At 63.0% G+C, this 18,054-nt stretch carries 18 protein-coding genes; 13 read left to right on the top strand and 5 right to left on the bottom strand.

The window, feature by feature from the left end; genetic code table 11:
- Window position 1 precedes the first annotated feature (1 nt).
- The 5 genes from AC6LJ2_RS00580 to dnaJ all read left to right on the top strand — a co-directional run bounded on the left by AC6LJ2_RS00580 (window position 2) and on the right by dnaJ (window position 4,561).
- Window positions 2-235: a hypothetical protein gene (locus tag AC6LJ2_RS00580; RefSeq protein ID WP_498150519.1), complete on the top strand. Its 234-nt coding sequence runs from the start codon at window positions 2-4 to the stop codon at window positions 233-235.
- A gap of 105 nt (window positions 236-340) precedes the next feature.
- Entirely contained in the window at window positions 341-898 is a 558-nt protein-coding gene (grpE, locus tag AC6LJ2_RS00585; RefSeq protein ID WP_263914670.1) for a nucleotide exchange factor GrpE, read from the top strand.
- A 14-nt stretch (window positions 899-912) separates the two neighbouring features.
- A complete protein-coding gene (locus tag AC6LJ2_RS00590; RefSeq protein ID WP_263914669.1) occupies window positions 913-1,317 on the top strand; it encodes a thioredoxin family protein in 405 nt (134 codons plus the stop codon).
- 81 nt (window positions 1,318-1,398) lie between these two features.
- Entirely contained in the window at window positions 1,399-3,324 is a 1,926-nt protein-coding gene (gene dnaK / locus AC6LJ2_RS00595; RefSeq protein WP_263914668.1) for a molecular chaperone DnaK, read from the top strand.
- A 109-nt stretch (window positions 3,325-3,433) separates the two neighbouring features.
- Window positions 3,434-4,561, top strand: coding sequence for a molecular chaperone DnaJ (gene dnaJ / locus AC6LJ2_RS00600; protein WP_263914667.1), 1,128 nt, complete (start codon window positions 3,434-3,436; stop codon window positions 4,559-4,561).
- Window positions 4,562-4,889: 328 nt separating this feature from the next.
- Here dnaJ and AC6LJ2_RS00605 read toward each other — a convergent pair whose 3' ends face one another.
- The gene (locus tag AC6LJ2_RS00605; RefSeq protein WP_263914666.1) at window positions 4,890-5,279 is read right to left on the bottom strand and encodes a DUF4148 domain-containing protein; all 390 of its coding nucleotides are present in this window, start codon (window positions 5,277-5,279) and stop codon (window positions 4,890-4,892) included.
- Between the two features lie 293 nt (window positions 5,280-5,572).
- On the bottom strand, window positions 5,573-8,326 hold the full coding sequence (locus tag AC6LJ2_RS00610; protein WP_445658294.1) for a M16 family metallopeptidase: 2,754 nt from the start codon (window positions 8,324-8,326) through the stop codon (window positions 5,573-5,575).
- A 128-nt stretch (window positions 8,327-8,454) separates the two neighbouring features.
- Between AC6LJ2_RS00610 and AC6LJ2_RS00615 the strand changes: the two genes are divergently transcribed.
- From AC6LJ2_RS00615 to AC6LJ2_RS00625, 3 genes are all read left to right on the top strand, one after another.
- The gene (locus AC6LJ2_RS00615) at window positions 8,455-9,054 is read left to right on the top strand and encodes a GNAT family N-acetyltransferase (protein WP_263914664.1); all 600 of its coding nucleotides are present in this window, start codon (window positions 8,455-8,457) and stop codon (window positions 9,052-9,054) included.
- 294 nt (window positions 9,055-9,348) lie between these two features.
- The gene (locus tag AC6LJ2_RS00620) at window positions 9,349-9,729 is read left to right on the top strand and encodes a hypothetical protein (protein WP_263914663.1); all 381 of its coding nucleotides are present in this window, start codon (window positions 9,349-9,351) and stop codon (window positions 9,727-9,729) included.
- Between the two features lie 93 nt (window positions 9,730-9,822).
- On the top strand, window positions 9,823-10,380 hold the full coding sequence (locus AC6LJ2_RS00625; protein WP_263914662.1) for a GNAT family N-acetyltransferase: 558 nt from the start codon (window positions 9,823-9,825) through the stop codon (window positions 10,378-10,380).
- Between the two features lies 1 nt (window position 10,381).
- Here AC6LJ2_RS00625 and AC6LJ2_RS00630 read toward each other — a convergent pair whose 3' ends face one another.
- Both AC6LJ2_RS00630 and AC6LJ2_RS00635 read right to left on the bottom strand, forming a co-directional pair.
- Complete coding sequence (locus AC6LJ2_RS00630) at window positions 10,382-11,554, bottom strand: vWA domain-containing protein (RefSeq protein WP_263914661.1); 1,173 nt, start codon at window positions 11,552-11,554, stop codon at window positions 10,382-10,384.
- Window positions 11,555-11,579: 25 nt separating this feature from the next.
- Window positions 11,580-12,461, bottom strand: a complete 882-nt coding sequence (locus tag AC6LJ2_RS00635) for an AAA family ATPase (RefSeq protein ID WP_263914660.1) — start codon at window positions 12,459-12,461, stop codon at window positions 11,580-11,582.
- 178 nt (window positions 12,462-12,639) lie between these two features.
- Between AC6LJ2_RS00635 and AC6LJ2_RS00640 the strand changes: the two genes are divergently transcribed.
- A complete protein-coding gene (locus AC6LJ2_RS00640; RefSeq protein ID WP_025136876.1) occupies window positions 12,640-12,993 on the top strand; it encodes a c-type cytochrome in 354 nt (117 codons plus the stop codon).
- 12 nt (window positions 12,994-13,005) lie between these two features.
- Window positions 13,006-13,368 carry a c-type cytochrome gene (locus AC6LJ2_RS00645; RefSeq protein WP_263914659.1) on the top strand — a complete coding sequence of 121 codons (363 nt, stop codon included), beginning with the start codon at window positions 13,006-13,008 and terminating at the stop codon, window positions 13,366-13,368.
- Between the two features lie 78 nt (window positions 13,369-13,446).
- Here the strand turns inward: AC6LJ2_RS00645 and AC6LJ2_RS00650 are convergent, their stop codons facing one another.
- Window positions 13,447-13,872, bottom strand: a complete 426-nt coding sequence (locus tag AC6LJ2_RS00650; RefSeq protein ID WP_025136878.1) for a DUF1841 family protein — start codon at window positions 13,870-13,872, stop codon at window positions 13,447-13,449.
- A gap of 203 nt (window positions 13,873-14,075) precedes the next feature.
- On the opposite strand from AC6LJ2_RS00650, the gene icd reads away from it, so the two are divergent.
- From icd to AC6LJ2_RS00665, 3 genes are all read left to right on the top strand, one after another.
- A complete protein-coding gene (gene icd / locus AC6LJ2_RS00655; protein WP_263914658.1) occupies window positions 14,076-15,332 on the top strand; it encodes an NADP-dependent isocitrate dehydrogenase in 1,257 nt (418 codons plus the stop codon).
- A 223-nt stretch (window positions 15,333-15,555) separates the two neighbouring features.
- Window positions 15,556-16,527: a glycosyltransferase family 9 protein gene (locus AC6LJ2_RS00660; protein ID WP_498150520.1), complete on the top strand. Its 972-nt coding sequence runs from the start codon at window positions 15,556-15,558 to the stop codon at window positions 16,525-16,527.
- A gap of 151 nt (window positions 16,528-16,678) precedes the next feature.
- Window positions 16,679-17,950, top strand: coding sequence for an O-antigen ligase family protein (locus AC6LJ2_RS00665; RefSeq protein ID WP_498150521.1), 1,272 nt, complete (start codon window positions 16,679-16,681; stop codon window positions 17,948-17,950).
- Window positions 17,951-18,054: the final 104 nt, after the last annotated feature.

Here is an 18,054-nt window from a genome sequence, read left to right on the forward strand (position 1 = left end):
TATGCACCATGATCCCAAGACGGGCAAGCTGGAGAAGAAGGGGCGCGTCAGCACCCCGGTGGAAGAAGACCAGGTCGAACACGATCTGGACGAAGCCCTGGCCGAGACCTTTCCGGCCAGCGATCCGGTGTCGATCAGCCCTGAACCCGATGATGATCCCCGCGTCGATCGCGCCCTGAAAGAGAGCTTTCCCCCCAGCGATGCGACGGCCCCGACGCAGCCGCACAAGAAATGACCTGATCGGCGGGCGGCAGGGGGAATATTTGCTTTCCCGGGCTTGAAATAGGGGTATTGGCCCCCATTCATGTCTGCGAAAGCCATTCTTTTTGGAGGATTCCCCATGACGGCACCCCACGAGCCTGTAGACCAGACGCCCGGTTTTGGCGAAAACGCCGATGCGGCCCCCGCCGCCCAGGACGCCGCGCAGGCCGAGCTGAACGAGTTGCGCGCCCAGCTGGACGCGGCCCAGGCTACCGTCAATGAGCAGCACGACCAGCTTCTGCGCGTCCACGCCGAGGCCGAGAATGTCCGCCGCCGCGCCCAGGAAGAAGTGTCCAAGGCACGCAAGTTCGGCATCGAGTCGTTCGCCGAGAGCCTGGTGCCGGTCAAGGACAGCCTCGAGGCCGCCCTGGCCCAGGCTGACCAGACCGTGGACACCCTGCGCGAAGGCGTCGAAGTCACCCTCAAGCAGTTGGCCGCCGCCTTCGAGCGCAACCTGCTCAAGGAAATCGCGCCGGCCCAGGGCGACAAGTTCGACCCGCACCTGCACCAGGCTATTTCGTCGATTCCCGCGCAGCAGCCCGCCAACACGGTGGTGCAAGTGCTGCAGAAGGGCTATGCCATCGCCGACCGCACGCTGCGTCCGGCCCTGGTCGTGGTATCCGCCGGCCAGGGCTGAGCGGAAAGCGAGCCATGAACGATCCCCGTTTCGATCCGGCCCAGGTCTTCGCGGTATTCGGCATGCGTCATGTCGACACCGCAGGATTCGACGGGGCCGTGGTCCAGGCGCCGGGATCGGACCTGCGCTGCGTATTCCTGTGGGGCCAGGATTGCTATAACTGCAATCTCTTCAAGCAGGCGGCCCTGTTGCACCAGGACACCCTGCTGGGCCTGGGTTTGAGCTGGTTCGAGGCTGATGTCTACGCCGACGAACCGCTGGGCCGCCGCTTTTCGCTGCATGGCGTCCCCACTTTTGTGCTGTATCGGGCCGGAAAACGGCTAGGACGCATTACCGGCTGGCCCGGATTGCCCCAGTTCACGGCGGCGATCCGCCGCCTGCAGGAAGCGCCGGCTGAAAATTCAGGCCAGGCGTCTTGAAAAACCCTGCAGGCAGCCCCAGTTATGTGGGGACAGGAAATTTCTCTCTATTTTCATAGATATATTCAAGGTAACCCGACCATGAGCAAAATTATTGGCATCGACCTGGGCACGACCAACAGCTGCGTGGCTGTCATGGACGGCGGTCAGGTCAAGATCATCGAAAACGCCGAAGGCGCCCGTACCACCCCCTCGATCGTCGCCTACATGGACGACGGCGAAACGCTGGTGGGCGCGCCCGCCAAGCGCCAGGCGGTCACCAACCCGCGCAACACCCTGTACGCGGTGAAGCGCCTGATCGGCCGCAAGTTCGAAGAAAAAGCGGTGCAGAAGGACATCAACCTGATGCCCTATACCATCGCCCGCGCCGACAACGGCGACGCCTGGGTGGAAGTGCGCGGCAAGAAGATGGCGCCTCCCCAAGTGTCGGCTGACGTGCTGCGCAAGATGAAGAAGACCGCCGAGGACTACCTGGGCGAGGAAGTGACCGAAGCCGTCATCACGGTGCCGGCCTACTTCAACGACAGCCAGCGCCAGGCCACCAAGGACGCCGGCCGCATCGCCGGCCTGGAAGTCAAGCGCATCATCAACGAGCCCACCGCGGCGGCGTTGGCGTTCGGCCTGGACAAGACCGAGAAGGGCGACCGCAAGATCGCCGTGTATGACCTGGGCGGCGGCACGTTCGACGTGTCCATCATCGAAATCGCCGACGTGGATGGCGAAAAGCAGTTCGAAGTGCTGTCGACCAACGGCGACACCTTCCTGGGCGGCGAAGACTTCGACCAGCGCATCATCGACTACATCATTGCCGAGTTCAAGAAGGAACAAGGCGTTGACCTGTCCAAGGACGTGCTGGCCCTGCAGCGCCTGAAGGAAGCCGCCGAAAAGGCCAAGATCGAGCTGTCCTCGAGCCAGCAGACCGAGATCAACCTGCCGTACATCACGGCCGACGCCTCGGGTCCGAAGCACTTGAACCTGAAGATCACGCGCGCCAAGCTGGAAGCGCTGGTCGAAGAACTGATCGAACGCACGATCGAGCCCTGCCGCGTGGCCATCAAGGACGCTGGCGTGAAGGTTTCCGACATCGATGACGTGATCCTGGTCGGCGGCATGACCCGCATGCCCAAGGTCCAGGAAAAGGTGAAGGAATTCTTCGGCAAGGATCCGCGCAAGGACGTGAACCCCGACGAAGCCGTCGCCGCTGGCGCCGCCATCCAGGGTTCCGTGCTGTCGGGCGACCGCAAGGACGTGCTGCTGCTGGACGTCACTCCCCTGTCCCTGGGCATTGAAACCCTGGGCGGTGTGATGACCAAGATGATCCAGAAGAACACGACCATCCCGACCCGGTTCTCGCAGACCTTCTCGACCGCTGACGACAACCAGCCGGCCGTGACGATCAAGGTGTTCCAGGGCGAGCGCGAAATCGCCGCGGGCAACAAGGCCCTGGGCGAGTTCAACCTCGAAGGGATCCCGCCGTCGCCGCGTGGCATGCCGCAGATCGAAGTCACGTTCGACATCGACGCCAACGGCATCCTGCACGTGTCGGCCAAGGACAAGGGTACCGGCAAGGAAAACAAGATCACCATCAAGGCCAACTCGGGTCTGTCGGAAGACGAGATCCAGCGCATGGTCAAGGATGCCGAGGCCAATGCCGAGGAAGATCACCGCGTGGCCGAGCTGGCCCAGTCGCGCAACCAGGCTGATGCGCTGGTGCACGCCACCCGCAAGTCGCTGACCGAATACGGCGACAAGCTCGAGGCGTCCGAAAAGGAAAGCATCGAAGCCGCCATCAAGGCCCTGGAAGACACGCTGAAGGAAGGCGACAAGGCCGCGATCGACGCCAAGGTGGAAGCCCTGTCGACCGCCTCGCAGAAGCTGGGCGAAAAGATGTACGCCGACATGCAGGCGCAGCAAGCCGCCGGCCAGCAGCAAGCGGCCGACAACGCGAAGCCGGTGGACGACAACGTCGTCGACGCCGACTTCAAGGAAGTCAAGCGCGACCAATAATGGCCGGGCGCTGACCAGCCTCTGCCGCCCGGTAGCCGGAGAAATCCGCCTACCGGGCGAACTCATTCTGTAGCACTGAAAAGAAGGCTCTTTTTTGAGCCCACGGATCATGGCAAAACGCGACTATTACGAAGTCCTGGGCGTGGCGAAAAACGCCTCGGACGACGAACTCAAGAAGGCCTATCGAAAGCTGGCCATGAAATACCATCCGGACCGCAATCCGGACAGCAAAGAAGCCGAAGAGAAGTTCAAGGAAGCCAAGGAAGCCTACGAGGTCCTGGGTGATGAACAGAAGCGCGCCGCTTACGACCGTTACGGCCATGCGGGCGTGGACCCCAATTCCGCCGGCATGGGCGGTGGCATGGGCGGTGGTTTCGCCGATGCCTTCGGCGACATCTTCGGCGAAATCTTTGGCGGCGGGGGCGGTGGCCGTCGCGGCGGTGGCCCGCAGGTGTATCGCGGCGCCGACCTGAAGTACGCGCTGGAAATCACGCTGGAACAGGCTGCGGCCGGTTTCGATACCGAGATCCGCGTGCCCAGCTGGGAAAATTGCGATACCTGCCACGGTTCGGGCGCCAAGGCCGGCACCTCGCCCAAGACCTGCCGCACCTGCGGCGGCTCGGGCGCGGTGCGTATGCAGCAGGGTTTTTTCAGCGTGCAGCAGACTTGCCCGACCTGCCACGGCAATGGCAAGGAAATCACCGACCCGTGTCCCGCCTGCGACGGCGTGGGCCGCATCCGCCGCAACAAGACGCTGCAGGTCAAGATCCCTGCCGGCATCGATGACGGCATGCGTATCCGCTCCAGCGGCAATGGTGAGCCTGGCATCAACGGCGGCCCGCCGGGCGACCTGTACGTGGAAATCCACATCAAGCAGCACAAGATCTTCCAGCGCGATGGCGACGATCTGCACTGCGAGCTGACCATTCCGTTCACCACGGCGGCCCTGGGCGGCGAGCTGCAGGTGCCGACGCTGGGCGGCAAGGCCGAGATCTCGATTCCCGAAGGCACGCAGTCCGGCAAGACCTTCCGCCTGCGTGGCAAGGGCATCCGCGGCGTGCGCGGCAGCTATCCGGGCGATCTGTACTGCCATGTCGTGGTCGAGACGCCGGTGCGCCTGAGCGATGATCAGAAGAACATCCTGCGCCAGTTCGAGGCTTCGCTGAACGACGGGGGCGACCGCCACTCGCCGCAAAGCAAATCCTGGACCGACCGCGTGAAGGAATTCTTCAGCTGAATCGCCTGAGGTGATCGCGCCGCGTGGCGGCGCGCCGCAGCCCAGGACTGGATGGCATCCGGGCTTGGGCTGTTTTCTTTGCAGGCATAAAAAAACCGCGGCTTGCGCCGCGGTTCGTACTGCTGGTACAGCTACTGCTTCCAACACTGCTACTGCGTACTGCTAAGACTTGGTGCTACAGCGACTACATACCGCAACTACGACTTCATACTGCAACGACAGGTACTGCCACTTCTACTGCTACTGCTGACGATCCGCCGCTGTTGCCGGAAAAAACCGACCCCAGGCCATGATGCCGCCTGAGGCCGGCCGGGCTACAGCAAGCAGCTCACCGGGTGATCGGCGGGTATTCGAGTTCGCCGAACGTGTATTGGCCGCTGGCCTTGGCCTGCGCGAGTTCCTGCTGGACGTCGGCGCGCGACTTGGCGCTGGCAGACGTCGCCTTGACGGGCGGGTATTGCAGTTCACCGAAGGTGTATTCGCCGCTGGTCTTGGCTTGTTGCAGCTGGGCTTGCACTTCCTGCGTGCTCAGGCTGGTTGCCTGGGGCAGGGCGGGTGGGTAGTCCAGTTCACCGAAGGTGTATTGGCCGCTGACCTTGGCTTGTTGCAGCTCGGTGGCGACTTGGGCGCTCGACTTGGCTTGCTCGACGCCGGCCGCTTGGGCGCCAGCGCCCACCAGGGCTAGGGAAATCAGCAGGGTAGTTGTCAGGGTTTTCATAATGACCTCCAATTCGTTGTAAACGGGGCCGAATCCGGCGGCCTTCCGTCGTGGTTCGTTGTTTGTTCCCGATGACTGAATTGTGCGCGCCATCCCACCTGGGATAAACCCGTATATCTTGAAAACATCTTTCCAAATAACCGTGTAATCGACAGGTTATGGAAATATCTCCCCGTCAATGGCATGGTCTCTGCCTCGCTGGTCGCCCAGCAGCGGTGGGGACAAGGCGTCCGCCCATGAAAAAGCCCCTGCCGGGGCAGGGGCTCGACTGCCGCTGAGAGCGGCTGGACGCGTCAGGGCGCCTTTTTCTTGAAGTCGCCGGCAACCGCGGTGCTGAAGCCGTCCGGGCGCAGGTACTTGCGCAGGGCGGCGTTGACCGTCTCGGGCGTGAGTGCAGAGATCTTCTTGTCCATCTCGGCCGACCATTCGAACGTGCGACCGCGTTGCAGGTAGTCCAGCCAGGTGCTGGCCAGCACGTCGTCCTGGGCGCGGGCCAGATTGCGGTAGTTCAGCAGTGCGGTAATGCCGTCCGAGATTTCCTTGTCCGTGAAGCCGTCTTTCAGCACCCGGGCGAGTTCTTCGCCGATGGCCTTTTCCAGGCGCTCACGGTTTTGCGGCGCATAGATCGCGTACATGGTCCAGCTGGCGCTGGGCTCGAAGGACGAAACCGACAGCGAGCTGCGCACGTTGTAGGACAGGCCCTCGGTTTCGCGCACCCGATTCCACAGGCGCGAGGTTTCCGATGCACCGAACAGGTAGTTGGCCAGATACAGCGCCGGGTAGTCGGCATCGGTATCCTGCAGTTTCAAGGGCATGCGCGAGACATAGAACGCGTTGGCCTTGTCGGGGGTGTCGATGTCGAACTGCCTGGACGGGATTTCGCGGTACGGATTGCCCACACGGGTGTAGGCGGGGGCGCGCTTCCAGCCGGCCAAGCCGTCCTTGATGGCCTTTTCGACGGCTTCGGGTTCAAAATCGCCCACGGCCGAATACTCGATCTTGCCGGCGCCATAGAACTTGGCGTGGAACTTGACGAGTGCATCGCGGTTCAGCGCGCGCACGCCAGCCAGCGATTCTTCGAATGTCGGTACATAGCGCAGGTCGTTGGCAGGCCACGGGTTGTCCTGGCGGGCCAGGGCGCGTCCGGCCAGGGCCTGGGGCTCTGTCATGGCATTCTGGATCGAGGTTTCGAGCTGGCGCTGGTATTCCTCGAGCTGTTCCTTCGGGAAGTTGGCGTTGCGCACGATGTCCAGCGCCAGGCGGGTCAGTTCGGGCAGGTTTTCGCGCTTGGTCGACATGGCGATCTTGAGCGTGGTGCCCGCGCCGCTGAAGCCCAGTTCGGCTTGCAGCTTGTCCAGGCGGTCCTGGATGTCCTGGCGCGACAGCTTGGCGGTGCCGCGCGTCAGCAGATCGGCCACGGCGCCGGAATTGACGCGTTGGCCGAGCAGGTCTTTCTCGTTGCCGAACTGGATCAGCATCTGGGCTTGCACGCGATTGCCGCGCGTGGCCTTGGGCAAGAGTGCCAATTGGACCGGGCCGTTGGGCAGGTCCAGTTTCTTGCGCTGGGTCAGGCGGTCGATGTTCTGGGGCGTGGGGTCAAAGGCGGAGGCGGCCTTGAAATCGGGATCGCCCTTGTAGTCCTTGAAGACCGCGGTCAGGTCGACGCGTTGCGTCTGCGGTGCGCGTTCAGGCTTCTCGGTGGGGATGTAGCGGCCTTCGATGCGGTTGCTCTGCACCAGGTAGGTCGTGGCGGCCTGCTGCACTTCAGCCAGCGTGGCCTTGCGGGCGCGGTCGCGTTGCAGGAAGAACAGCCGCCAGTCGCCGGCGGCGATGGCTTCGGACAGCGCCACGCCGACCTGTTCAGGGTCGCTGTAGGTCTGTTCCCACGAGGTCAGCCACTTGCTGCGCGCGCGGTCCAGCTCTTGTTGCGTGAAGGGCTTCTTGCCCAACGTTTCCAGCGTGGACGTCAGGGCTTTCATGGCGGCGTCCAGGCTCTTGCCGGGGGTGAGCTGCGCGGCGAACATCGCCAGGCCCGGGTCCAGGTTTTCCATGGTGAAGCCGAACACGCCCGAGGCGAGCTTGGTGGGCACCAGGGCATGGTAGAGGCGGCCCGACGGGGTGTCGGCGAGGATGGTGGCAGCCAGGTCCAGCGGCACGAAGTCGGGGCTGCCGGCGGCAGGGATGTGGTACATCGCGGCGACCAGCGGCGTGCCGCCGGTGCGGCGCAGCGTCACGGCGCGTTCGCCGTCCTGCGCGGGCTCGACGGTGTACTCGGGGGGCAGCTTGCGGTCGGGCTTGGGCAGCTTGCCCAGCGTTTCCTCGATGTCGGCCAGCGTGGCCTGCGGATCGAACTTGCCGGCCACGATCAGCACCGCGTTATCGGGCTGGTAGTACTCGTGGTAGAAGGCGCGCAGTTGGCCGATGTCGACGTTTTCGACGTCGGAACGGGCGCCGATGGTGTTCTTGCCGTAGCTATGCCACTGGAAGGCAGCGGACTGCATCTTCTGCATGAGAATGCGGAACGGGCTGTTTTCGCCGCTCTCCATCTCGTTGCGCACGACGGTCATTTCGGAATCCAGGTCTTCCTTGGCGATCAGGGAATTGACCATGGCGTCGGCCTGCCAGCCCAGGTACCACTTCAGGGTATCGGGGTTGGAGGCAAAGCTGGCGAAGTAGTTGGTGCGGTCACTGGACGTCGAGCCGTTGGCCTGCAGGCCGCGGCGCGAGAACTCGCCCATGGCGTTGCGGGTGGTGGACGTGCCCTTGAACAGCATGTGTTCCAGCAGGTGGGCCATGCCCGTCTGCCCGTAGTTCTCGTTGCGCGAGCCGACCAGGTATGTCATGTTGACGGTGGTCGAGGGCTTGGATTCGTCGGGAACCAGCAAGACGCGCAGGCCGTTGCTCAGGCGGTATTCGGTGATGCCTTCAATCGAGGCGGCCTCCGTGACGCCGGCCGGCAGGCTGGCGGCTCCGGCCTGGAAGGCCAGGAAGGATGAGAACAGCAGCGCGCCCAATGGGCGCGGCAGCTTCGATATGGACAGGCGCATGGCGGACTATTCCTTTGGCATGGCAGAATCCGTTGGAGTGTATACGGTGGGAATGGTTCAGGGCGCGCCTGGCTGCGCCGCTCACCGTGGTATCGGGCTGTTTCACCGGCCCCATCTGGAAATTGCGCATGTCCTTATCACTGGAAATCGAAACCCCCCGGCTGGTGCTACGCCAATGGTTGGCCGCTGATCGCAAGCCGTTCGCCGACATGAATGCGCACGCGCAGGTCACTCGGTATCTGCTGCCCATGACTGCCCGGGAAAGCGATGCCTTGGCTGATCGCCTGGCCGCCGGCATCGATGAACACGGTTGGGGCTTCTGGGCGGTCGAGGCGCCCGGCGTGGCGCCGTTCATCGGTTTCGTGGGCATCAAGGCGTTGGCGCCTTCGTTGCCGTTCGCGCCCGGCGTGGAAATCGGCTGGCGCCTGGCGCGCCCGTTTTGGGGCAAGGGCTACGCCAGTGAGGCTGCGCAAGCCGCGCTGCGAGTGGGATTCGAGCAGGTCGGTCTGTCCGAGATCGTCTCGTTCACCGTGCTGGAGAACGAACGCTCGCGCGCGGTAATGCGGCGTTTGGGCATGGTTGAAGATCCGCTGCACTTTGCGCATCCGGCCTTGCCGGACGGACATCCCCTGCAGACTCACGTCCTGTACCGGCTTGGCCGCGATGCCTGGCGCGCCCAGCAAAATGGTGACGCGGATACAGCAGGGGCGCCGGTTGCCGCGGCATAAACGGTGCAAAGCCGCGCCAATGTGCAATGTTGCGGTGCAACGTCCTGGCGTGACGGGGCGGATTTGAGGTCCAGCCGGTCGCGGGTGTAAGCTTTCCAGAACGTAGTTGCTGTTGCCGACGGGATGCGCGACAGCCGTCTACAGGCTTCCCGTCCAACGCCAGCCGCCGCCTCGGCGGGCGGTGGGGCCGGTCGTTTCCCGGCTCCCGTCCGTGTTCAGCAGGCGACGACGGTGCTTGTCGTTCGCGCCTTCGCCGCCGGCATCCTGCCGGCGCATCTTTCGGAGGAACGACCCATGCTGACCGAGATCGTCACGCGTGCCTTGTCCCAATTGACCGGTAGCCCCATGAGCGGCGACCGCATCAAAGGACAGTTTCAGTACGCCTATGCCAGTGATGACGGCCAATTCGTGGCCATACTGACCCATGACATGACCACTTACGTGGTGGACCTGAACACCCAGCGCTATTTTGCCGAGTGCGGCGGTTCACCCCGGGGCTTTGCGGGGCATGTGCTCGAGATGGAGGGTGCCGCGGCGCGCCAGCATCCCTGGCCCGCCGCCAACGACCTGTTCGACCTGGATATGGACGCGGATGAGTTGTCCTGGCATCAGTGCCCGGGTGTGCGCGGCATTGCCGACGCCGCCAGCCGATCTGTGGAGAGCCGCGCCGCCTGAGAGTGGCCAGAAGCGGCAGTACCCTCACTGAACCGGCGGGAATCGCCGGTTTTTTTTGTGGTGGCGCGGGCGCGGCTGGCTACAATTTGCGGCATGACTACGCACGCAGACTTTGGCGCCCCGGAAGGCGCCACCCTGGTCGACTGTACGCACGAGCGGCACGCGGACCAGATCCTTGCCATCTTCAACGACGCCATCGCGACGTCGACCGCGTTGTATGACTACAAGCCGCGGCCGCGCGAGGCAATGCTGGGGTGGTTCCAGGCCAAGGCCAACGGCGGGTTTCCGGTGGTGGGGTTCGAGAACGCAGCGGGCGACCTGATGGCCTTTGCCAGCTACGGCACCTTTCGCGCCTGGCCGGCCTACAAGTATTCGGTCGAGCATTCCGTCTACGTCGACGGGCGTTTTCGCGGCCAGGGCCTGGGCGAAGCGATGATGCGCGTCTTGATCGAACGGGCCCGCGCCAATCAGGTGCACCTGATGATCGGCGGCATCGATGCGGCCAACCAGGGCAGCATCCGGTTGCATGAAAAACTGGGTTTCACGCATGCGGGCACCCTCCGCGAAGCGGGCTTCAAGTTCGGTCGCTGGCTGGACCTGGCGTTCTACCAACTGACGCTGGATACGCCGACGCAGCCGGTGGACGGCTGAGCTATTTCGACAGCACCCGCATCGCCTGTTCCAGGCCGGCCACCGTGACGGGGTACATGCGGTCCTGCATGATGTCGCGCATCAGCGCGATGGACTGGCGATACTGCCAGGATGCCGTGGGCTCGGGATTGAGCCAGACGGACTTGGGCCAGGCATCGAGCAGGCGGCGCATCCACTGGGCGCCGGGCTCTTTGTTGTAGTGCTCGACCGAGCCCCCGGGCTGCAGGATCTCGTAGGGGCTCATGGTGGCATCGCCCACGATGATCAGGCGCCAGTCGGGGTTGTACTTGCGCAGTACGTCCCAGGTATCGAAGCGTTCGTTCTGACGCCGCCGATTGCTCTGCCACAGGCTTTCGTAGGGGCAGTTGTGGAAGTAGTAGACCTCGAGATTGCGGAATTCGCTGCGCGCGGCCGAGAATAGTTCTTCGACGCGGCCGATGTGGTCGTCCATGCTGCCACCGACGTCGAGCAGCATCAGCACTTTCACGGTGTTGTGGCGCTCGGGCACCATGCGCAAGTCCAGGTGGCCGGCGTTGCGCGCAGTACTGGCGATGGTGTCGTCCAGGTCGAGTTCAAGCTCGGCGCCTTGCCGCGCGAAGCGCCGCAGCCGCCGCAGGGCAACCTTGAAATTGCGCGTGCCCAGTTCGACCTGGTCGTCGTAGTCCTTGAACTGGCGCATGTCCCAGACCTTGACCGCGCTGCGGTTGCCGGCCGACTGGCCGCCCACGCGAATGCCTTCGGGGTGATAGCCGCCGTTGCCGAACGGCGATGTGCCGCCGGTGCCGATCCATTTGCTGCCGCCCGCGTGGCGCTCTTTCTGCTCTTGCATGCGTTCTTTGAAGAGCTCCATCAGCTTGTCCCAGCCGTGCTTTTCGATGGCGGCCTTTTCCTCGGGCGACAGGCTCTTCTCGAACTGCTTGATGAGCCAGTCCAGCGGGATGTCCTTGCCGGCCGGCAACGCGGCCTCGATGCCTTTGTAGTAGGCGCCGAAGGCCTTGTCGTAGCGGTCGTAGAGCGATTCGTCCTTGACCAGCGTGGCGCGGGCGAGGAAATAGAAGTCGTCCAGCGTGGGCGTCATCAAGTCCTGGCGCAGCGCATCCACGAGCGTCAGGTATTCCTGCACCGAGACGGGCAACTTGTGGGCCCGCAAGTGGTAGAAGAAGTCGATCAGCATGGACGTGGCCCGAAATGCGCCGCGGCTAGCGGCGCGGTGCGCCGCGCGTCATGGCGGCCAGGCGTTCGAGCAGGTGCACGTCTTGTTCGTTCTTGAGCAAGGCACCGGCCATGAGCGGCACCGCGGTGGCCGTGTGCGCGTCGATCTGCGCGGCGCTGACGTCTTCGGCCAGCAACAGGCGCAGCCAGTCGAGCAGTTCGGAGGTGGACGGCTTTTTCTTCAGGCCGGGGGCATCGCGCAGGCTGAAGAAAGTGTCCAGCGCGGCGCGCAGCACGTCCTGCTTGAGCTCGGGGAAGTGCACACCCACGATCTCGCGCATGGTTTCGCGGTCGGGGAAGCGGATGTAGTGGAAAAAGCAGCGGCGCAGGAAGGCGTCCGGCAGGTCTTTCTCGTTATTGGACGTGATGATGACCAGCGGCCGGTGGCGCGCCGAGATCGTCTGGCGCGTTTCGTACACATGGAACTCCATGCGGTCCAGTTCGCGCAGCAGGTCGTTGGGAAATTCGATGTCGGCTTTGTCGATTTCGTCGATCAGCAGCACCACGGGCTGCTCGGCATCGAAGGCCTGCCACAGCGTGCCCTGCACGATGTAGTTGCGAATGTCTCGGACCTTTTCGTCGCCAAGCTGCGAGTCGCGCAGGCGCGAGACCGCGTCGTACTCGTACAGGCCCTGGTGCGCCTTGGTGGTGGACTTGATGTGCCACTGCAGCAGCGGGCGGCCCAGCGCACGCGCGACTTCCTCGGCCAGCATGGTCTTGCCGGTGCCGGGTTCACCCTTGATCAGCAGCGGCCGCTGCAACGTGAGTGCGGCGTTGACGGCGAGTTTCAGGTCATCGGTGGCAACGTAGCTGTCGGTGCCGTCGAAGCGGACGGGCGGTGCGGAAGGGGCGGTCTGGGCGGCGGACATGGATCGGCGGGCTTCTCGGGGTTGACGGGGATCAAGACCATCTTAAGGTATTAATCCTGAGCAATTATCGTACAATCAGGCGGTTTTGCAGTTGGGTTCGACCCGCAACGTGTTTGCCGGGGGCCTTTTCGTGTGAGCAGGCCCTAGTCCATAAGCCATACCAAGAAGAGCCATCCCAATGAAGTTGCGATTCTCTCTGAAGTGCACGGTTTCCGTGTTGGCCGCAGTGGCATCCTGTGCGATCGCCGGCCAGGCGATTGCTGCAGACGCAGCGCCGGTCGGTAATGTCCAGAACGCCCGCGACAAGGTCTCGATGTGCATCGGTTGCCACGGCATCGAGGGCTACAAGGCGACGTTCCCCGAGCTGTACCACGTTCCGAAGATCGCCGGCCAGAACGCCAAATACATCGAGGCCGCCCTCAACGAGTACAAGAAAGGCGCGCGCAGCCATCCCACGATGGATGCCATTGCCGGCAGCCTGTCCGACCAGGACATCGCCGATCTCGCCGCGTACTACTCGAATCTGAAATAAGGGGGCAACCACATGAACCGCATCATGCTTGCCCTTGCGGGCGCAACGCTGGCCATTTCGGGCGCTGCCGCCCAGGCCCAGGACCTGGCCGCCGGCAAGGCCGTGTTCGACAAATTCAATTGTGCCTCGTGCCATGGCACCGACGCCAAGACCGCGGTGGACCCGGCCTACCCCACGCTGGCCGGCCAGCACGCCGACTACCTGGTGCATGCGCTCAAGGCCTACCGCCGCGGTGCGTCGGGCAGCGCGGCCACGGCCAATGTGCGCAAGAATCCCATCATGGGCGCTTTTGCCACGCAGTTGTCCGACCAGGACATCAGCAACGTTGCCGCCTGGCTGGCCTCGCTGCCCAGCGACCTGGGTGTGCGCAAGTAAGTCGCGCGGCGGGCCATCCAGCAAAAACCCTCGGCTTGCCGAGGGTTTTTGCTTTGGGGGCACAGATTCCGGGGGGGCTCAGCGCTCGGCGCGCTGGCGGATCAGGTCGATGTAGGTGTCGCTGTCCAGCGGCGTACCCAGGCGCTGTGCTTCCCAGACCACACGGCCCAGGCATTCCATGATCTCGTGCGCGGCCTGGTGGGCATCGCTGCGGGCCACCAGGCGCTGGTAGGCGGCGCGGATGCCTGGCGGATGGTCGATCGACAACTGCTCGGCAATGGCCAGGTGCATCGACAGGTGCAGGAACGGGTTGGTGCGCCCCTTTTCCACGGCGTATTCCGCCGTCATCGCTTCGGGGCTTTCGAGGTCGCCGTGGTATTCGGGATGCTCGATGATCCAGTCCAGGGCCATGGCTTCCAGCGGGGTCAGGACCTCGTTGGCACGGTGCTTGCGCCAGGTTTCGATGAAGAATTCGCGGACTTGGTCGCGGGAGGGGTTGAACATCTGGGGGACGCCATACGGGCTAGAGAGGGCTTTATTTTACCGCCCGCCGCCGTGGCGGCCGCCCGAAGCCGCCAATGCGATATAGAATTGGTTGCTATCCGCCATCCAGTGCGCGTTTCGCCAGGCCGCGCGGCCCGCGGACCGCACGCCAGCCGATGCGGCGCGCGCGTGCAGAAAAACCACCCGGAGCAAATGGAGCATTCATGTCCTATCAACATATCAAGGTGCCCGCTGGGGGCCAGAAGATCACGGTCAACGCTGATTTCTCGCTGAATGTGCCTGAACAGCCCATCGTGCCCTATATCGAGGGTGATGGTACCGGTGCTGACATCACCCCCGTGATGATCAAGGTCGTCGATGCGGCCGTGCAGAAGGCCTACGGCGGCAAGCGCAAGATCCACTGGATGGAAGTCTATGCCGGCGAAAAGGCCACCAAGGTCTACGGCCCCGACGTCTGGCTGCCCGATGAAACCCTGGAAGTCGTCAAAGACTACGTGGTCTCGATCAAGGGCCCGCTCACCACGCCGGTCGGTGGCGGCATCCGTTCGCTGAACGTGGCGCTGCGCCAGCAGCTCGACTTGTACGTCTGCCTGCGCCCGGTGGCGTATTTCAAGGGCGTGCCCTCGCCGGTACGCGAACCCGAAAAGACCAACATGGTCATCTTCCGCGAGAACTCGGAAGACATCTACGCCGGCATCGAATACATGGCCGAGAGCGAGCAGGCCAAGGAGCTGATCCAGTTCCTGCAGACCAAGCTCGGCGTCAAGAAGATCCGTTTCCCCAACACCTCGTCCATCGGTATCAAGCCGGTGTCGCGCGAAGGCACCGAGCGCCTGGTGCGCAAGGCCGCCCAGTACGTCATCGACAACGATCGTACATCGCTGACCCTGGTGCACAAGGGCAACATCATGAAGTTCACCGAAGGTGGCTTCCGCGATTGGGGCTATGCCTTGCTGCAGAAGGAATTCGGTGCGCAACTGATCGATGGCGGCCCGTGGTGCAAGTTCAAGAATCCCAAGACGGGTCGCGAGATCATCGTCAAGGACGTCATCGCCGATGCGTTCCTGCAGCAGATCCTGCTGCGCCCCGCCGAATACGACGTCATCGCCACGCTGAACCTGAACGGCGACTACATCTCCGACGCGCTGGCGGCGCAGGTGGGTGGCATCGGCATCGCCCCGGGCGCCAATCTGTCGGATTCGGTCGCCATGTTCGAGGCCACCCACGGTACGGCGCCCAAGTACGCCGGCAAGGACTACGTCAACCCGGGTTCTGAAATCCTGTCGGCCGAAATGATGTTGCGCCACATGGGCTGGACCGAGGCCGCGGACCTGATCATCTCCAGCATGGAGAAATCGATCCTGTCCAAGAAGGTCACGTACGACTTCGCCCGCCTGCTGGAAGGGGCCACGCAGGTGTCCTGCTCGGGTTTCGGGCAGGTCATGATCGACAACATGTGATCCGAGGCAAGTCCGGCCATTACAGGAAAAACCCGCAAGCCGAATCCGGCCTGCGGGTTTTTTTTGAATCGGGCGGACAGCCGTGGCGATTATTGGAAACCTGGTGCCGCTTGGCGATTGATTAAGTTCATATACATCAAATCAATTCAAATTGTTAGTTCAGGGGCAGTATAATTCGTCCCTTCTTCGCGGCGATTCTTCAGTTCCGCTGATTTTCCGAGATATGGCAAAACCTGCTTCCGATATGCCGCCTTACGATGCCCCGGCATGCGTCGGCGGCCTGCGCGACGCCAAGCGGATTGCGCTCTTGATGGCGCCCCGGCTGGGTGACACGCTATTGATGATGACTATGGCGCACAATCTGGTTGCGCACGGGCGCGAGGTCTCCATATTCGGCGATTTTGCTTATGGGCTGCGAAGCTGGTTTCCCGGGTTGGATATTCGTCCCTCGCTCTCGGAGCAGGATGCCGCGGCGGTGCTGGCCGACTACGACTGCGCGGCCCAGATGCATGTGGGTTGGCCTTATGCCTTGCATGCCTATGCGAAGGCCTATTTCTACTATGACGCCCATGTCGTGATTACCGGCAAGGGCTTCGTGAAACTCAATCAGATCAGCGACTTCTGTCGCGATGCCTTGGGCTTGCCCCTGTCTGGCACGGATATCGGATTGAGGCCGCCCGTGGCGGGGCGCCATCGTCACTACGAAACGCGAGTCGCGGTGCATCCGTCCTCCACGGGAGCCCAACGGTGCTGGGCGCCTCGGCATTTCGTTGAACTGGGCCTGCGGCTCAAGCGCCAGGGATACGAGCCGGTGTTCATCCTGGCGCCGCATGAGCGGGCGGAATGGACCTGCCTCACCGACGCCGGCCTGGCGATCCAGCAGTCTCCGTCGTTGTCGGACGTGGCGGCATTCATCCATGAGTGCGGCTGGTTCATTGGCAACGAGTCGGGCATCGGGCACCTTGCCTCGAGTGTCGGTGTGCCGACCTTGACCCTCACGGGACGGCCTACGCGCACCAAGGCGTGGCGGCCCGGCTGGTCGATGTCTCGCATCGCCTATCCGGTTTATATTCCCGGGGGCCGCTGGCGTGACCGGCTGTGGCGCGAGTGGCTGCGACCGGGCAGCGTCATGGCAGCCTTCGAGGGCTTGACGCGGGACTACAAGAAGTCGATGTCCCCGCTGAAACGGGTCTGATTTTGATTATTGCCGTTGCGTGCCGAGCCTCCGTCCACCACCGGGGGCACCGAATCATTGTTCGGGGCGGCACGACGGCAACGTGGTCTGAACCTTCCTGACTTGAACTTGCGGCCAGATTCTTGTCGGACTGGTCAAACCAACGCGATCCATGCCTTCTTTTTGTCTACCTACGATCGCCGTCCTGGCGCTACTGGTGCCTGCCCTGGCCTTGACCAGCGCCGTTGGCGGCCCGGCCATCATCTACCTGAGTGCCATCATTGCCCTGTTTGCGCTGGGCTATAACGCGGTCCGTCGGTACGAGCCGTTCGAATTTCGCGAGATGCGGGCCATTGCCATTGCCCTGGCTGCTCCCGGGGCGGCAATGCTGATCAGTAGCAGCTATCTGGGTATCTGGAGCTCTTCCGAGGTCGAGAAGCTGCTGCGTTTTGCGCTCGCAATACCTGTTTGCTGGGTACTGTTGCGCGTGCCGCGCAATTGGCTGCAGCAAGTGCAATGGAGTTTGCTGTTTGGCGCATACGCGGGTGCCATCATGCTGGTCGTGATCATGTCCACGCCGGAATTGGGCCGTGGCGCCGTGTCGGATTACGGGGGCAAGTACAACGCCGTCGCTTTCGCGGATCTGACGATGTTCTTCGGGCTCGCCTCCTGTCTGATGTTGCCCTGGAAGCTGTCTCCCTGGCCCAGGCTGGAAGCCGCGCTCAAGATCCTTGCCGTGCCGCTGACCGTTTACGGTGTGTGGGTCTCGCAGACGCGCAGCAGCTGGGTGCTGCTGCTGGTTTTCGGTTTCGTCTATCTCGTGACCAAGCGGCAATGGTCTTTGCGGGTCAAGGCGTATTTCGTTGCCGCCATGATTGCCCTGCTGGCTGCGGTGGCGGTGGCGTCCTGGAATTCCACGGAAAGCCGTTGGCGGGGGGTACTGACTGACGTCACCAGCTATGCAAAAGATGAACGCGACACGTCAGTCGGGATTCGTATCCAGTTGTGGAATGCCTCCTGGCTGATGTTCAAGGAAAGTCCCATTGTTGGCGTGGGCGGGTCCAGTTTCCGTTCGGAGCTTGCCAAGATGGAAGAAAAAGGCATTGTGACCAAGCTCGTATCGACCGATTATGGCGAGCCGCACAACGATATGCTGGGGGCCTTGGCAGGCTACGGGGCGCTGGGGTTGCTGAGCATGCTGGCGTTGTACCTGATTCCCGCAGTGGTGTTCTGGCGTCGATCCCGCAGTGACGATCCGGTCGTGCATGTGGGTGCTCAGATCGGCATGCTGTTCTGCCTGGGGTATTTCACCTTCAGCCTGTCCGAGATGATGTTCCGCAACATGCGCAGCGTGCCGATCTATGCGGTGACCGTCGTGGTGTTGTACGCATTGACCTCCGCACGAACCGGCCTGGCGCAGCAGCGCCTGGCGGTGAAACGATAGGCGGGGCCGTAAGGCCCTGTGCTTCAGGAAAAAACAAGGCTTTGCAGCCTTGTTTTTTTTCGTCCGCGCGCGGCGCGTGCAAATGCGATGCGGGCTTGATGTAG

This window comes from Achromobacter sp. 1014246743, assembly GCF_059760725.1.

Excerpts from the sequence above, each read along its gene's own strand:
- AC6LJ2_RS00580 (WP_498150519.1), top strand. The coding sequence starts at position 2 with ATGCACCATGATCCCAAGACGGGCAAGCTGGAGAAGAAGGGGCGCGTC.
- grpE (WP_263914670.1), top strand. The coding sequence starts at position 341 with ATGACGGCACCCCACGAGCCTGTAGACCAGACGCCCGGTTTTGGCGAA.
- AC6LJ2_RS00590 (WP_263914669.1), top strand. The coding sequence starts at position 913 with ATGAACGATCCCCGTTTCGATCCGGCCCAGGTCTTCGCGGTATTCGGC.
- dnaK (WP_263914668.1), top strand. The coding sequence starts at position 1,399 with ATGAGCAAAATTATTGGCATCGACCTGGGCACGACCAACAGCTGCGTG.
- dnaJ (WP_263914667.1), top strand. The coding sequence starts at position 3,434 with ATGGCAAAACGCGACTATTACGAAGTCCTGGGCGTGGCGAAAAACGCC.
- AC6LJ2_RS00605 (WP_263914666.1), bottom strand. The coding sequence starts at position 5,279 with ATGAAAACCCTGACAACTACCCTGCTGATTTCCCTAGCCCTGGTGGGC.
- AC6LJ2_RS00610 (WP_445658294.1), bottom strand. The coding sequence starts at position 8,326 with ATGCGCCTGTCCATATCGAAGCTGCCGCGCCCATTGGGCGCGCTGCTG.
- AC6LJ2_RS00615 (WP_263914664.1), top strand. The coding sequence starts at position 8,455 with ATGTCCTTATCACTGGAAATCGAAACCCCCCGGCTGGTGCTACGCCAA.
- AC6LJ2_RS00620 (WP_263914663.1), top strand. The coding sequence starts at position 9,349 with ATGCTGACCGAGATCGTCACGCGTGCCTTGTCCCAATTGACCGGTAGC.
- AC6LJ2_RS00625 (WP_263914662.1), top strand. The coding sequence starts at position 9,823 with ATGACTACGCACGCAGACTTTGGCGCCCCGGAAGGCGCCACCCTGGTC.
- AC6LJ2_RS00630 (WP_263914661.1), bottom strand. The coding sequence starts at position 11,554 with ATGCTGATCGACTTCTTCTACCACTTGCGGGCCCACAAGTTGCCCGTC.
- AC6LJ2_RS00635 (WP_263914660.1), bottom strand. The coding sequence starts at position 12,461 with ATGTCCGCCGCCCAGACCGCCCCTTCCGCACCGCCCGTCCGCTTCGAC.
- AC6LJ2_RS00640 (WP_025136876.1), top strand. The coding sequence starts at position 12,640 with ATGAAGTTGCGATTCTCTCTGAAGTGCACGGTTTCCGTGTTGGCCGCA.
- AC6LJ2_RS00645 (WP_263914659.1), top strand. The coding sequence starts at position 13,006 with ATGAACCGCATCATGCTTGCCCTTGCGGGCGCAACGCTGGCCATTTCG.
- AC6LJ2_RS00650 (WP_025136878.1), bottom strand. The coding sequence starts at position 13,872 with ATGTTCAACCCCTCCCGCGACCAAGTCCGCGAATTCTTCATCGAAACC.
- icd (WP_263914658.1), top strand. The coding sequence starts at position 14,076 with ATGTCCTATCAACATATCAAGGTGCCCGCTGGGGGCCAGAAGATCACG.
- AC6LJ2_RS00660 (WP_498150520.1), top strand. The coding sequence starts at position 15,556 with ATGGCAAAACCTGCTTCCGATATGCCGCCTTACGATGCCCCGGCATGC.
- AC6LJ2_RS00665 (WP_498150521.1), top strand. The coding sequence starts at position 16,679 with ATGCCTTCTTTTTGTCTACCTACGATCGCCGTCCTGGCGCTACTGGTG.